Below are 13320 nucleotides of genomic sequence, written 5' to 3'. Positions count from 1 at the left end.
AAATCCTTCGCATAACGATGCGGGTTCCGGACACGGAGCCCGCATTTTCTTTGGGAGGTTTTGAGCACGTGAGCATTGCCAAGCGCGTCAGTGACCTGGTCGACCGGGTGATCGAGGAGGAACGCATCACGGGTGCCGTGGTGCTGGTTTATCAGGATGGGAAACCACTCCTCGAGAAGACCGCGGGTTTTGCCGATCGGGAAGCCGGCCTTCCGGTCAAGCTCGATACAATCTTCCGCTACGCCTCCGTCACGAAGCCGTTCGTTGCCGTGACCGCGCTGGTCATGGTCGAGAAGGGGCTTCTGCGCCTTGATGATCGTGTCGGTGAATATCTCCCCTGGTTCCGACCGAAGAGCGCTGATGGTCGCGAAGCGGCGATTACCCTGCGCCATCTGCTGACCCATACCTCTGGCCTGCTCTATGATCCGGCGCTCGAACTCCTGCCGGAGAGCCAGCGCATGACGCTTGGCCTCGGCAATACAGATTTCAGCCTCGAAGAAAATTTCAGCCGCCATAACACCATCCCGCTCGCCTTCGAGCCCGGTGCCCGCTGGGCCTATTCCTTCGCCACCGACATCCTCGGGGGTGTGCTCGCCGTCGTGCATGGCGGTACGCTGGAGGAGGCCGTGGTTCAACATATTGCTTTGCCACTTGGCATGGCCGATGCACGCTTTCACGTCACCGATCTCGCACGTCTCGCGGTCGCCTATGCCGATCATCCAGACAGGCCGGTCCGCATGCCCGACCCTTGGGTCAGTGGTGACGAGGAAGGCTGGCGGACGGTTTTTTCGCCGCAGCGGATCTTCAACCCGAACGCTTTCCAGTCGGGTGGCGCCGGCATGGTAGGCACGGCTCAGGATGTGATGCGACTTCTGGAAATGCTGCGCAGGGGTGGCGCGCCACTCCTTTCGCCGGACATGGCTACTGCGGCGCTGTCGAACCAGATCGGCGATATCGAGGGTGAACCCGGTTATCGCTTCTCCTTCGTCGGTGGTTTGGTCATCGATCCAGCCGCCGCCGCGACAGCTCTGCCCAAAGGCGCAATCCAATGGGGCGGGGTCTATGGGAATACCTGGTTCATCGACCCCGCCCTCAAGCTCACTGTCGTCAGCCTGACCAACAATGCGCTTGAAGGCTGCAATGGCGCTTACCCCGAAATGCTGCGGGCGGCCGTGTATGACCGATGACCAGGCTTAGCGGCGGGCAATCGCTTCCACCGCCTTCCGGCGTGCCTTGCGGTCGGCGGCGAAGACATCCTCGATCGTCGCGGCCGTCACGCCATCCACCATCGCGTCCATCACCGTTTCAACGACATCGGCCATGTCGAGAAAGCCAATTTTCTGCTCGACGAAGGCGTTGAAGGCGGTTTCTTCGGCGGCGTTGAGGATGGCGCCCTGCAGCCCGCCACGCTCCAGCGCCGTGCGGGCGAGCCGGATCGCCGGGAAGCGCGTCTCGTCGGGTGCCTCGAAATCGAGCCTAGCCAGCTTGGCAAAGTCCAGCCGGTCGACATTGAGCGTCGGCCGCTTTGGATAGGTCAGGGCATAACCGATGGCGGTGCGCATGTCGGGAACGCCAAGCTGGGCGATGACCGAGCCGTCGGTATAGCCGACCATGGAATGAATGATCGACTGCGGATGCACCACGACCTCGATCTGGTCGGGACGCACATCAAAGAGATGCTTGGCCTCGATCATCTCCAGTGCCTTGTTGAACATCGAGGCGCTTCCAACCGAGATCTTCAAGCCCATCGACCAGTTCGGATGGGTTCGTGCCGTCTGCACTGTCACATTGGCCATCTGCTCGCGCGTGTGGGTGCGGAAGGGGCCGCCGGACGCGGTCAGCACGATCCGCTCCAGTGCGTGACGCTGGTCGGCTTCCAGGCACTGGAAGATCGCCGAGTGCTCGCTGTCGACCGGGATCAGCCGCCCGCCGCCTTTCTTTACTGCGTCAACGAAGAGGGGGCCGGCGGAGACCAGGCATTCCTTGTTGGCAAGCGCGATATCGGCACCGCGTGCCGCTGCCTTGAGGGTCGGTGCGAGACCTGCCGTACCGACGATCGCCGCCATCACCCAGCCGGCATTCATGTCGGCCGCCTCGTCCAGCCCGCTCGTGCCGGCAGCAACGGCCGTGCCGGAACCCGCGAGAAGATCTTTCAGCGCCATATACTGGCTTTCATCGGCGGTCACGGCAAGCTTTGCGCCCGTGCGGCGCGCCTGTTCCGCAAGCAGCTCCAGATTGCCGTTACCGGTGAGCGCCATGATTTCGAAGCTGTCGCGCCCGCCGAGCTGGTCGATGACGTCGAGCGTGCTGACACCGATCGAACCGGTCGAACCGAGGACTGAGAGGCGGCGGGGCCGGTCGCTGTCGATCATGCTGCTTACGTCCGATTGCTTCATGCTCAGATGGCTCTACAAGGGAAAGGGAAGGCCAGCAAGAGAAGAGGCTTTTGCGCAGCGTCGAAACGCAGGAGGTCGAATGTCGAAGGGGGAGCCGATGCAATGGTTGCGGGACAAGGGTCCTTGGTTGCTCGCCGGCTTCGCGCTTGTCTGCCTGACGATCGGCGGCTTTCTTTATCTGTCGGATGCGATTGTGCCCGCGCATTATGCCTGGTCTGTCGGAGCCCTTGCGGTTCTCGCCGTGCTGCTCCTCGATATGGCGCGGGCCCTTCTCAGTGGCCGGATCGGCGTCGATGCCATTGCCGCGCTTGCCATCGGGACTGCTCTTCTGCTCGGAGAAAGCCTCGCGGCCGCCATCGTTTCCGTCATGTATGCCGGCGGGCAACTGCTCGAAAGCTACGCGGAGGGCAGGGCGCGGCGCGACATGAGCGCGCTGCTCGGCCGGGTCTCGCGCACGGCCATGGTCCACCGCGGCGATGCGCTTCTCGCCGTCCCGATAGAAAGCCTTTCTCCGGGCGATATCATTCTGCTGCGAAGGGGTGAGGTGGTGCCGGTCGACGGAAGGCTGCTGGCCGCCGGCGCCACGCTCGATCTCTCCGCTCTCACCGGCGAACCCATGCCGGTCACGCTGGAGCGAGGCCGCGAAGTGCCGAGTGGTGCGACCGTCGTTGGCGATGCCTTTGATCTTCTGGTGCTGCGTGGCTCCGCCGCCAGTACCTATGCCGGCATCGTGCGGCTGGTGGAACAGGCGCAAGCCAGCCGGTCGCCGATGGCACGCCTTGCCGACCGTTATGCCCTCTATTTCCTCGGCCTGACGCTCTGTCTCGCAGGTGGAGCCTATGCCTGGAGCGGTGATCCGGCGCGTGCACTTGCCGTGCTGGTGGTTGCCACGCCCTGTCCACTCATTCTCGCCGTGCCGGTTGCCGTCATCTCTGGCATGTCGCGGGCTGCCGCTCAGGGCGTGCTGGTCAAGACGGCGAGCGCGCTCGAGGCGCTGGCGGCCGTCACCACCGTTGTCCTCGACAAAACCGGTACGGTCACGTCCGCTCGGCCGGAGGTCGGTGCGGTGCTGGCAGCGCCGGGTTTTACCGAGGCCGAAGTGCTGCGCCTCGCTGCTTCGCTCGACCAGGCCTCCGGCCATGTCGCGGCCGAGGCCCTGGTTCGCGCAGCACTCGATCAGGGCCTGCCGCTCTCCCTGCCGCAGGATGTCGTCGAGCATCCGGGTCAGGGGCTGCGCGGGCAGGTGGACGGCCTCGCAGTGGTACTGGGCGGAAGCGGTTTTGTCCGCGGCCATCTGGCTGCGGGCGAGGTCCTGTTGCGGGCGGATGTGCCGCCGGGGGCGGCCGTGGTGGCGGTTGCCGTGGATGGGCGCGCTGCGGCCCACATCCTGCTCACCGATCCGGTTCGGCAGGACGCAGCCGATGCGATTGCCGCTTTCCGCGCCTTCGGCATCAACAGGATCGTTATGGCATCGGGAGACCGGACAGATGTTGCGGAAGCCGCAGCAGGCACGCTTCGGCTCGATGCTGTCAAAGGTGACCTCACCGCCCCGGACAAGGTCGAGCTGGTTCTCGAGGAAAAGCAGACGGGTGTGGTGATGATGGTGGGGGACGGGGTCAATGATGCGCCGGCACTGGCGACGGCGGATGTGGGCGTCGCCATCTCCGTCCGGGGTTCGGCCGCATCCTCGGAGGCGGCCGATGCGGTGCTTCTGGCCGACGACCTCCGCCGCCTGCCCCTTGCCTGCAGCATTGCCAGACGATCCCGCAGGATCGCCCGTCAAAGTGCCGGCACCGGCGTCGTACTGTCAGGCGCCGCCATGGTGTGCGCCGCCCTCGGGCTTCTGTCACCGGTACAAGGTGCCCTCCTGCAGGAGGTCATTGACGTTGCCGTCATCCTCAATGCCTTGAGAGCACTTAAAGGCTGAGATCCTTAGGCCTGCGTCATCACGCTGCCTTCGCCGGAAAGCCGGACGCGCAGATTGTTCTGCACATGGGTTACGCCGGAGACATGATCGGCGCAGTCTTCCGCACGGCGCTTTTCCCAGCGGTCGGTCACCTGACCTGTCAGCGTCACCTCGCCACTGTCGACGCTCACCTCGATGTCGGATGCGTCGAGTGAAGGGTCGTCGCTCAGGCGGTCATTGACCTCTTCGAGAATGCGGGCATCGGAGCGTCGGTAGCCGCGCGGACCCTTGCCGCGATGATCGTCGGTCTCGCGGCGCTGGTTGGCTTCGCTGTCACCGAACCAGGAAGAGACTTCGTCCCGCGCTTTATCGAAAAAGCTGCGATCGCCGTCCCGGCCGTAGTTGCGATAACGGTCGCGGCCGTCTCCACGGTATTGGGCAGATCCGCCATAACCGGGGCGAAAAGCATCGGCGTAGCGGTTCGAGCGGCCATTGTCGCCATAGCCCGGGTCGGCCGGGTCGCCATTGTATCCGTAGGTCTCACGCGGCCGTTCGGCCTGACCCATGCGCGGGTAGCGCGAGCCGGAGCCACCATAGCCGCCGTCATAGCCGAAGTCGCGCTGGCGGTCCAGGCCGTAGCGGTCGACGTCCGGCCGGTCTTCGCCGTAACCACGCACGAAACCGCTTTCGCCCGGCGCGTAGTCGCCGCTCGGACCGCGACGTTCCCGGTCGTTTCGGTTGTCAAATTCATTGGCCATTGTTTCCTCCTTTTTCGGTGAGGGACGCCGAAGCGTCACCTCAGGCCAACCCAGAAGGGCGGCTATCGTTCCGACCTGTCAGACAAATATACGCAGGAACAAACCGCCCGGGAGTCCGGTTGTGCTGCTGCAATTCCCACAAGAGGAGAAACCCATGGCTACGACCAAGACACTTGAAGACCTGTTTCACGAGACCTTGAAGGACATCTATTATGCCGAGCGCAAAATCCTGAAGGCCCTGCCGAAGATGGCCCGTGCCGCCCAGGACGAAAAGCTGAAGGCCGCCTTCCAGCAGCACAAGGACGAGACCGAAGGCCAGGTCGAGCGCCTGCAGCAGGTGTTCGAAATCATCGGCAAGCGTCCCCGCGCCAAGACCTGCCCCGCCATCGACGGTATCGTCGAAGAGGGCGAAGAGATCATGGAAGAATTCAAGGGCTCGCCGGCTCTGGATGCAGGTCTGCTTGCCGCCGCTCAGGCTGTCGAACACTATGAGATCAGCCGCTACGGTACGCTTCGCGCCTGGGCGCAGCAGCTCGGCTACAACGATGCTGTGAAGCTTCTCGACGAAACGCTTTCGGAAGAATCAAAGACCGACGAAGCGCTGACCAAGCTTGCCGAAAAGGCGGTCAACTCCGCTGCCCAGAAGAAGGCCGCCTGATCTCAGGTGCTTCTTCCTGATGCAAAAGGCCCGGCTTGTCCGGGCCTTTCTGCGTCAGGCGTCGGGCTTGGTGAAGGGTCCGCCTTCGAGGAAAGCCATGAGGCGGTTTTCGTCCGCCCGCATCAGCGCATGACCCGTCGAAGCACTGACGACCGCCTTCACGGCCGAAAGGTCGGTTTCCTTGTCGCTTAGGGCTAGGATCGCAGGATGCACGTAACTCGACCGACAGATGGTCGGCGTGTTGTGCAGCCGGTCGGAAGCCACTTCGCACATCCGGCGGATCGTCGGACGCTCATCCGCCTGCATCATTTTCCACGCCTCTCCGAAAGCGGCCACGCTGCCACCCCAGGTGCGAAAGGTCTTGGCGGAAAGGGAATGGCCGGTGATCTGGGCGAGATAAGCGTTCAGACGGCCGGAATCGATCCGGTGCAGGCTACCGTCCCGGTCTCGCCAGGAAAACAGATCACGACCGGGCAGGTCGGCAATTTCCTCAAGAATCTTCTGCAGGCGGGGATGACGCAGTTTGCGGCGTACACGCTTGCCCCCTTTGGCTTTGAAGCTCAGGCGGATGCCGTCCTGTTCGAAGGTAAGGTGCCGCTTCTGCAGTGTCGTTGCGCCATAGGTCTTGTTTTCCTCGACATAGGTGCGGTTGCCGACGCGCATATAGGTGACGTCCAGCAGGCTGACGAGCGCGGACAAGAGAAACGGTGTCTCTTGTGTCCGGTCTTCGAGGTCGCGCAAGACCCGTCGGCGGATGACAGGCAAGGCATGGCCGAAGGTGACGAGATCACCAAACTTGCGGGTGCTTCGCCACGAGGCCCAGTCCGCGTGGTAGCGATATTGCTTGCGGCCCCGGGCATCGAGCCCCGTCGCCTGGAGGTGGCCCCTTGGCTCGAGCGAAATCCAGACCCGGTCATAAGCGGGGGGCAGGGCCAAACGCCGAATCCTCTGGAGAATCGTCTCGTCCGTAAGCCTTGTTCCATCCGGAAGATGGTAGGAAAATCCCCCGCCTCTGCGTCGGCGCGTTATGCCTGGCATGTTGTCGCTGGTGTAGACGAGGCCGATCTCTTCAAGTTCGGCCCGGTCTTCGGGAAGTGGGTTTAACGGCTGCTCGTCGTGAGGTTTGTGCATCAGCCGACCGGACTGTCGGTGCCCATTTCGCCAAGCTCCCGGCGAAGCTGTTGCCGCGCGCGGCTCAGTCGGCTTTTGACCGTCCCGACAGCGCAGCCGCAAATCTCGGCCGCATCTTCGTAACGCTCACCCAGCATGACGATCAAGACCAGCATTTCGCGGTGATGTTCTGGAAGACGATCCAGCGCACGGCGAACTTCATCGGCCTGCACGGTCCATTCCTGTGTGGCTTCCGTCGTCAGTCTTGCGCTGACACCTTCCGGCAGGCCAACGGTCTCGCGACTACTCTTCTTGAACCTTGTACAGAAGGTATTGCGCATAATGGTGAAGAGCCAGGATTTCAGTCGCGTGCCCGGCTCAAATTTGTCGAGATTGGCGAGCGCCTTGGTCAACGTTTCCTGGACGAGATCGTCGGCCTCTTCGGGCTTTGGGCAAAATGTTCGCGCAAAGGCCCGCAGCGCCGGAATGAGTTCCACGACCTCGGAATGTGCGGCAAGCTCGGCTCTGCGTGTGCGGGTGCGGGTGTTCAAATCACACTCCTCCAATGATACTGGACGCCGCAGTGCCCACCGAACCTTCTGACACGGCCTTCGGACCAAACAGGAGGGGGGGGACACGACCGGCAGGCATGGCGGTCAGCTTCGGCTCACGAACTTGGAAAAACGGCTCAGTTTGCCGTCTGCTGTCCGGTCCTGATGCAGAAATGCCAAGTCGCTTTTCTCAAACACCGAAAAGAAGTCATCCCATTCCATCGGCTCCAGGTTCTCCTCCTGCTCACCGAAATCGACGCGAAGAATTCCGCCTTCGCCGCTATCTTTGACGCGTGACGGCGTACCCTCTCGCTCTTCGATCCAGCGGCGGATCTCCTCGTGATCCGTAGTCTGGTTTGCGCTGCTCATGGCTGCCTCGTGCTTAAAACGCTCCTGAATATTCGCGACATCAACGTGTGGTCGTGGCGACAGTTCCCTCCAACCGGTGCTTTTTCGATGGGAACTTCTCTCCTCAGGCAGGGTTTGCTTCAACGTTTCCCAAATTCGAAAGGCAGATCATGGCACATATCGACAACGCAGACGGGCAGGGACAGTTGCTGATCGGCGACCGTCTGTCCCCCATGACCTATCATGTTTCCGTCGAGAAGAAGGACAGTACGTTGGTTGCCAGGGTCGAACTGCAGGCACCACGCGACTGGTTGATCAAGCAGGGATTCAAGCGTCGAGCGACGCTGGTTCTTGGCTCTGGCGATCGCGTCGAGGTCACACATGATGGGCAAATCGACGTGTCGGATAGCCTGAGCATCGTGCTCAAGGTCAAGGATCTCGTTTACAGGGAAAGCGAAAACCTATTGGAGGCATTTCCTGAGCTGGCAGCTCGCCAATCTGGCACGAATAAAAACAGTATCGAGCAATGATCTGAAATTGGCTAGACAACGTAAAGGTTTGGCAGACAAATTAATTCGAGCCACGCATAGCGGAGAACCGAATGTCACATCCCCCGGCAAGCTCCAATCCCGTAAGACGCGACCGCACGGGCGGCGTCGTCCGAGACAGGCTCGACCTGCTGATGGCCGAACTTGCGCGGGAACAGGTTCCGCAGCGGCTGCTCGACCTCGCACAGGATCTGCAGTTAGCACTTGATGAAAAGATTTCCAAGGAGACCTGATCGTCGGGAACCATCCGCAACCGGTGCGGGTTCGCAAGGGTAACGAGAGTACTCGAAGCGAAGGATGAACCCCTATGATCAGCAATTTTCTGTGGCTGGTGGCCGTTATGATCGGCCCACTACTCCTGGGCGGCGCGATTGTTTACGGCCTGATGCGGCAAAGACGCCTCACACCGAACGAAATGAAGCGGAGCGACATGGCGACGCGGGAACTCTACGAGCGGGACGAAGCTGCCGACACCCGACACCTCGGCGGTCGGTCGTAAAGGAACGATAAGCATCAGGAGAACGTTCCGTCGTTTGGATTGTAACGCTTGCCATTGGCCAAGAGTGCGAGTTCAACAAGGTCGTCCTCGTCGCTCACCCCGTTTTCCACCAGGTACAGCAGCAGTGCTGTGGCATTTTCTTCGCCCGGCCCATCCAACACAGCGGACGCATTGTCGCTGATCCGTGTGACGGCACGTTCCACGATGACAGATTTCTCGGCGGTTGACCGCTGGGATGTCGAAGCCATGGCATTCCCTCCCGATATCATCTGGCCTAATCAGAACGGCGCGCCAGAGTGAACAGTTGCATCGTTGACGCTTTGGTAACGTATTGCAACCCCAGATTCGCACAGGGAACTTCTTGCTGACGCAATGGTGATCCCGCCGCGATTCGAACGCGGGACCCCCAGATTAGGAAGATGCCGCGATAGCCTGTGATATATGGGTTCTGGCTGAATATGTCGCAGCTATGTTGCAGTCAGGCCATAAAGGCTTGCTCGGCTGCAGCCAGTTCATCCGCATCATCATTCCTCGGAAACAGGTGCGAATAGCGGTCCATTGTGAGCGCTATGGTTGAGTGTCCCATGCGCTCTTGCACCATCTTCGGCGTCAAGCCGAGCCCGCCGTCTTCCTTCCGATTGATGCACCAGGAGGCGAAGAAGTGCCTCAGGCAGTGCATGCCGGTGTATTTCGGGCCCACGATCAGCGCGCCGTCCTCGCCCTCTCTCGTCGACGTCACGCCGGCCGCGATCCACGCAGGGTGCAGGCCTCGCCGCAGGATGTTGTTCAATTGCTCGACCTTGCCCTGTCCGTTCGGAAACACCAGGTCGAGGCCGGACGGACCCTTGGGGCAGGCAAGTTTCCATTCCTTCAAGGCATTGATGACCATTGGCGGCGCCGGGACCGTGCGCTCGCTCGTCTCCGACTTCGGCCGGCCGATGTCATTGAACCGGTCGGCGCGCTGGTGGACCCGGATCTCTTTCCGCTCGATATCCACGTCCTGCCACCGCAGGCCGCGCAGCTCGGAAGCTCTCAGCCCACAGAAGGCCGCTGTCAGGAAAAGAGGCCTCCACCGGCCCTGTAATGAACCGATCAGTGCCTTCACCTCATCACGGGCCGGAATGTCGACACCGACCTTCAATCGCCCTCTTTGGCGCTTGTCCTGGCGCTTTTCTCCCGCTCCCCGCCGGCCCTTCATGTCCCGAACCACGTTCCGGGCGACAAGGCCGCGCTCTTGTGCATCAGCCAGCAGACCGCCCAGGCTCACCAGAACCTTCTTCACCATGGCCGGCGATCGGCCGCTCTCTCGTAGCTTGTCCTCGAATGCCCGCACCTTGGCGATCGAGAGCCCTGGCAGCTTTGTCGCGCCGATGATGGGGGTGATGTGGATCCGCAGATGCCGCTCATAGTCTTCGATCGTGGCGCGCTCGCGGTTGGCAGCCCGTGCGCTTTTCAGCCAGAGTTTACCCGCTTCCTCGACTGTGACACTGGCGCTGTCGGCGACATGGACCCCGTCACGGATCTCGACCTTTGCCGAAGCCGCGAACGCGTCGGCCTCCTTCTTCAGCTTGAACGTCTTCAGCCGGCGGTTGCCGCCAGCGTCAAAGTAGTCGACCACCCATGCCGATTTCTTCTCGCCTTTGGGGCTGGTCCATTCGCGCTTGCGGATACTCATTATGCAACATTCCGTCCCAAGATACGGAGTGCAGTCAGCAGCCGGATAACCTCTTCACGGTTCTCCCCGGCTGGTCCGGCCAACTCCTTAGCAAGCACCTCGAAATTCCACCGCAGTGTCTCGTTTTCGGCCTGTAGCCTCCTAATCTCTGTTCCCATTGCAGCAGGCTCGCTGGAAGCCTCGCCCAAACTCTCTTCAAGGCGAAAGACAATCTCAGTGTTCATGCTCCGCCCGCTAGCCTCTGCTGCGGCTTTTATCCGCTCCCGCAGGCCCGGGGGGAGTCGCAACTGGTACTGGTCGATGTTCGATCTATTGACGCCCATTTCTCTCCACCTCACGCAATAATATCCAGCAGATATAAATTTCCATTGACGTCAATCCTATCTGCTGGATATGACATATCTGCTGGATATTAACGAAAGGTCACCGTGAGATGAAGAAACATGCAGTTAGTAGCGCTCCTCTCGATTTGATCTGGGGCGCCGCTGAGATCGCTCAGCTGATAGGCCGATCGGAGCGGGCAGTCTTTGGTATGCTGGAAAATGGTGAGCTGCCCGCGAAGAAGGTCAGCGGTCGGTGGGTTATTGAGCGCTCCAAACTGATCGCTTTTTTTATGGGGGAAACGGCATGACCCCTTCAATTTCAAATCTCCGCCGCCGTGCTGCAAAGCTTGGCTGGTCCTTCTTCAAGTCGAACTGGCGAAAGGACTCACCCGACAACTTGGGCGGATACATGCTCGTTGAGGGATCTCGAAAGGCCGGTACCGTCATTGAAGGTGGCAGATTCGACGCTTCTCTTGAGGACATCTCCAGGTGCATTGAGCGTGAGGAGGGGAGGGACGCACGATGACAGGCGACGATCGTTTCGGCGTCCAACGCCACGAAATCTATGTGCTTGCCACCATCGCCGAAGACCTCTGCCACAGGCACATGTCGACGGTAGAGGAAAGCGCCGGACAAGCCATTGTGCCTGTGCCAGCCATACACGCGGAACAGATGCTCGTGTTGGTCACCGAGATCGCCCGACGGACACGCGACCTGGAGGCCCGCTAATGAGCAATCGTCTCAAACGAAAGGGACGTGCGAAGTTTCTCATGGTTGAGGGGTTTGTCTTCACCTCGAAGGCTTTCAGAAGCCTGAGCACGGTGGAGCGAGCCGCATATCTCGAACTGAAGTGGCGTTATGACGGCTTCAACAACGGGCGCATAGTGCTGTCCTGCAGAGAGCTCGCTGAGGCGCTAAACGTCTCGAAGGAAACCGCGTCACGCGCCATCCGGGCCCTGTGTGCGAAAAACTTTGTCGAGCCGGTGAAGCAATCGACATTCAACCTCAAAACCAAAACAGCAACGGAATGGCGCCTTGCTGAGTACAAGTGTGACGTGACCGGAGAGCTCCCCTCCAAGCAATTCATGCGGTGGCCCGAAAAAAACACGGTGTCATCACAAGGACAGACAGTGTCACCAGAGGGACAGCCAGCCCAGAAAATGGGAGGGATTCGAGCATGACTGTCCTCCTCATGACACTGTCGGCACCATTTTTACCCCTCTCACAGTGTCACCACGCAGACACATATAGATCTACCACAGGGAGGAATTGCCGATGACTATTCGACAGGCACCACCGACCTGCGCTGTTATCCCGATGCCCACCACTGAGCGCACCAGAAAGGATAAGCACTGGGCGACGAAGGACGCTGCAATTGTCCTACCCTTCCCGCCCTCAAGACGGCTGGCGAAGGTTCTGGACGTCGCTCAGAAGTTGGCGAAGTGCCGAACCCGCCGCCATCGATCTTACTACGCCGAGCAGACCCGTCTGACCGTGATCGGAGTCCTGACCCGTCGCGGAGTCACTGAGGTGCTGGCGATCAGAGAGGCCGATCGCTTCATGCAATCCGTGATCGCAGAGTGCGCCCGCATCCACAAAACTGGAGAAACAGCATGACTGACCACAACAAACCCGTCACCGTCCGCGTGGGTGCCGTCAAACAACGGGCAGTGATGATCGAACTGGATGGCTATCAGATCGAGTACCCGCACACCCCGTTTGAGGTCTGGGCCGTCATGCTGACGAGAGGAGACGACGAGGGGCTTATTGAAAGTCTGCACGCGACCGAGGCGCGAGCAATTGACCACGCGAAAGGCCTTGAGGCGGAAGCAAAGCGCTTGGGAGAAACCATCCAATGACCGACGACGAGCACGAGAAGGCCGCTAGGCGGGAGAGAGACGGTAATGAAGGGGAGCGCAGGGAGTCTCGAGTCGCCCGTCTCCGTCGTCGCCTGGAGACCGTAGTCGAGACGCACCATGCCGAGCCCGGTATCGCGGTTGATCCCGTCACCGGACAGCCACGCGGCGCCCCAGTCGAGAGGGAGGCCCCGCCGGCTCTAGGTTCTTCGGACCCCACCCCACCCCTACCGCAGGCAGGAAGCAGCGCAGCTTTTGAGCGTTTTCGAGCATTTCAGTTTTTCGGTTCCGCTTCCGGTAATTCGACGCGCCTTGTCAACGGTTCGTAAATTAAAAGAGATCAACATCACGCTTGATTGAAAGCGTTGAGATTGAAAAAGGCTGCGACTGCAACCATCTTGCATTGGCTGACCGGTAACGATAATCCTGCCCTGCAATTGACAATGCGGGGTGGTGCTGGGCATGGATAAAGAAACGCTGAGTATGCTGTTCAGCCATTTGGGTGGATGGACGCCGCTCGCGATCGCATTCATCATCTTCTGTGTTTATGGCATGCCACAGATACCCGCTATCGTCGTGGCAATCGGGAAGATTGTGAACGAGAGGCATAAAACAAATCTTTCGCACAAGCGTTCTATGCTTAAGATTGAGAACCAGCTCAAAGAGCCGGGGAAGAATTCGGGAGAATGAAC

General features: G+C 60.6%; 20 protein-coding genes. 12 read left to right on the top strand and 8 right to left on the bottom strand.

Features of this window, described 5'->3' with window-relative positions; genetic code table 11:
• Positions 1–68 precede the first annotated feature (68 nt).
• Complete coding sequence (locus tag FJQ55_RS15405; protein ID WP_167507740.1) at positions 69–1187, top strand: serine hydrolase domain-containing protein; 1119 nt, start codon at positions 69–71, stop codon at positions 1185–1187.
• Positions 1188–1193: 6 nt separating this feature from the next.
• Here the strand turns inward: FJQ55_RS15405 and dxr are convergent, their stop codons facing one another.
• Complete coding sequence (gene dxr, locus FJQ55_RS15400) at positions 1194–2372, bottom strand: 1-deoxy-D-xylulose-5-phosphate reductoisomerase (RefSeq protein ID WP_140829524.1); 1179 nt, start codon at positions 2370–2372, stop codon at positions 1194–1196.
• A 103-nt stretch (positions 2373–2475) separates the two neighbouring features.
• Here dxr and FJQ55_RS15395 point away from each other — a divergent pair, with 103 nt between their 5' ends.
• A complete protein-coding gene (locus FJQ55_RS15395; RefSeq protein ID WP_246085159.1) occupies positions 2476–4323 on the top strand; it encodes a heavy metal translocating P-type ATPase in 1848 nt (615 codons plus the stop codon).
• A gap of 5 nt (positions 4324–4328) precedes the next feature.
• Here the strand turns inward: FJQ55_RS15395 and FJQ55_RS15390 are convergent, their stop codons facing one another.
• A complete protein-coding gene (locus FJQ55_RS15390) occupies positions 4329–5060 on the bottom strand; it encodes a BON domain-containing protein (RefSeq protein WP_246085158.1) in 732 nt (243 codons plus the stop codon).
• Between the two features lie 154 nt (positions 5061–5214).
• Between FJQ55_RS15390 and FJQ55_RS15385 the strand changes: the two genes are divergently transcribed.
• Positions 5215–5718: a YciE/YciF ferroxidase family protein gene (locus tag FJQ55_RS15385; protein ID WP_140829522.1), complete on the top strand. Its 504-nt coding sequence runs from the start codon at positions 5215–5217 to the stop codon at positions 5716–5718.
• 54 nt (positions 5719–5772) lie between these two features.
• Here the strand turns inward: FJQ55_RS15385 and FJQ55_RS15380 are convergent, their stop codons facing one another.
• The 3 genes from FJQ55_RS15380 to FJQ55_RS15370 all read right to left on the bottom strand — a co-directional run bounded on the left by FJQ55_RS15380 (position 5773) and on the right by FJQ55_RS15370 (position 7748).
• On the bottom strand, positions 5773–6849 hold the full coding sequence (locus tag FJQ55_RS15380) for a DNA topoisomerase IB (protein ID WP_140829520.1): 1077 nt from the start codon (positions 6847–6849) through the stop codon (positions 5773–5775).
• The gene (locus FJQ55_RS15375; RefSeq protein ID WP_140829518.1) at positions 6849–7379 is read right to left on the bottom strand and encodes a sigma-70 family RNA polymerase sigma factor; all 531 of its coding nucleotides are present in this window, start codon (positions 7377–7379) and stop codon (positions 6849–6851) included. Before FJQ55_RS15375 ends, FJQ55_RS15380 begins: the two co-directional genes overlap by 1 nt.
• Before the next feature lie 105 nt (positions 7380–7484).
• The gene (locus FJQ55_RS15370) at positions 7485–7748 is read right to left on the bottom strand and encodes a hypothetical protein (protein WP_062282435.1); all 264 of its coding nucleotides are present in this window, start codon (positions 7746–7748) and stop codon (positions 7485–7487) included.
• 149 nt (positions 7749–7897) lie between these two features.
• Between FJQ55_RS15370 and FJQ55_RS15365 the strand changes: the two genes are divergently transcribed.
• The 3 genes from FJQ55_RS15365 (at position 7898) to FJQ55_RS15355 (ending at position 8774) form a co-directional block, all read left to right on the top strand.
• Positions 7898–8257, top strand: coding sequence for a hypothetical protein (locus FJQ55_RS15365; RefSeq protein WP_140829516.1), 360 nt, complete (start codon positions 7898–7900; stop codon positions 8255–8257).
• Between the two features lie 71 nt (positions 8258–8328).
• Positions 8329–8508: a hypothetical protein gene (locus FJQ55_RS15360; RefSeq protein WP_140829514.1), complete on the top strand. Its 180-nt coding sequence runs from the start codon at positions 8329–8331 to the stop codon at positions 8506–8508.
• Between the two features lie 74 nt (positions 8509–8582).
• On the top strand, positions 8583–8774 hold the full coding sequence (locus FJQ55_RS15355) for a hypothetical protein (RefSeq protein WP_246085157.1): 192 nt from the start codon (positions 8583–8585) through the stop codon (positions 8772–8774).
• A 14-nt stretch (positions 8775–8788) separates the two neighbouring features.
• On the opposite strand, the gene FJQ55_RS15350 is transcribed toward FJQ55_RS15355, so the two are convergent.
• The 3 genes from FJQ55_RS15350 to FJQ55_RS15340 form a co-directional block, all read right to left on the bottom strand.
• On the bottom strand, positions 8789–9022 hold the full coding sequence (locus tag FJQ55_RS15350) for a hypothetical protein (protein ID WP_140829512.1): 234 nt from the start codon (positions 9020–9022) through the stop codon (positions 8789–8791).
• Between the two features lie 230 nt (positions 9023–9252).
• On the bottom strand, positions 9253–10449 hold the full coding sequence (locus tag FJQ55_RS15345) for a tyrosine-type recombinase/integrase (RefSeq protein WP_140829511.1): 1197 nt from the start codon (positions 10447–10449) through the stop codon (positions 9253–9255).
• Positions 10449–10772 (bottom strand): Arc family DNA-binding protein, encoded by a 324-nt coding sequence (locus FJQ55_RS15340; RefSeq protein ID WP_140829509.1) that lies wholly within the window; start codon positions 10770–10772, stop codon positions 10449–10451. The genes FJQ55_RS15345 and FJQ55_RS15340 overlap by 1 nt, the downstream gene beginning before the upstream one ends.
• Before the next feature lie 110 nt (positions 10773–10882).
• Between FJQ55_RS15340 and FJQ55_RS15335 the strand changes: the two genes are divergently transcribed.
• The 6 genes from FJQ55_RS15335 to FJQ55_RS15310 all read left to right on the top strand — a co-directional run bounded on the left by FJQ55_RS15335 (position 10883) and on the right by FJQ55_RS15310 (position 13318).
• Positions 10883–11080 carry a helix-turn-helix domain-containing protein gene (locus tag FJQ55_RS15335; RefSeq protein WP_140829508.1) on the top strand — a complete coding sequence of 66 codons (198 nt, stop codon included), beginning with the start codon at positions 10883–10885 and terminating at the stop codon, positions 11078–11080.
• 214 nt (positions 11081–11294) lie between these two features.
• A complete protein-coding gene (locus FJQ55_RS15330; protein ID WP_140829507.1) occupies positions 11295–11501 on the top strand; it encodes a hypothetical protein in 207 nt (68 codons plus the stop codon).
• Positions 11501–11953: a winged helix-turn-helix transcriptional regulator gene (locus tag FJQ55_RS15325; protein WP_140829505.1), complete on the top strand. Its 453-nt coding sequence runs from the start codon at positions 11501–11503 to the stop codon at positions 11951–11953. The genes FJQ55_RS15330 and FJQ55_RS15325 overlap by 1 nt, the downstream gene beginning before the upstream one ends.
• Positions 11954–12047: 94 nt before the next feature.
• Positions 12048–12389 (top strand): DUF6074 family protein, encoded by a 342-nt coding sequence (locus FJQ55_RS15320; RefSeq protein WP_140829504.1) that lies wholly within the window; start codon positions 12048–12050, stop codon positions 12387–12389.
• On the top strand, positions 12386–12631 hold the full coding sequence (locus FJQ55_RS15315; protein WP_140829503.1) for a hypothetical protein: 246 nt from the start codon (positions 12386–12388) through the stop codon (positions 12629–12631). Before FJQ55_RS15320 ends, FJQ55_RS15315 begins: the two co-directional genes overlap by 4 nt.
• Before the next feature lie 459 nt (positions 12632–13090).
• The gene (locus FJQ55_RS15310; protein WP_140829501.1) at positions 13091–13318 is read left to right on the top strand and encodes a hypothetical protein; all 228 of its coding nucleotides are present in this window, start codon (positions 13091–13093) and stop codon (positions 13316–13318) included.
• Positions 13319–13320 lie beyond the last annotated feature (2 nt).

The sequence above is a fragment of the Rhizobium glycinendophyticum genome (assembly GCF_006443685.1).
Lineage (GTDB): Bacteria > Pseudomonadota > Alphaproteobacteria > Rhizobiales > Rhizobiaceae > Allorhizobium > Allorhizobium glycinendophyticum.
This window is presented reverse-complemented; position numbering and strand designations above follow the sequence as displayed.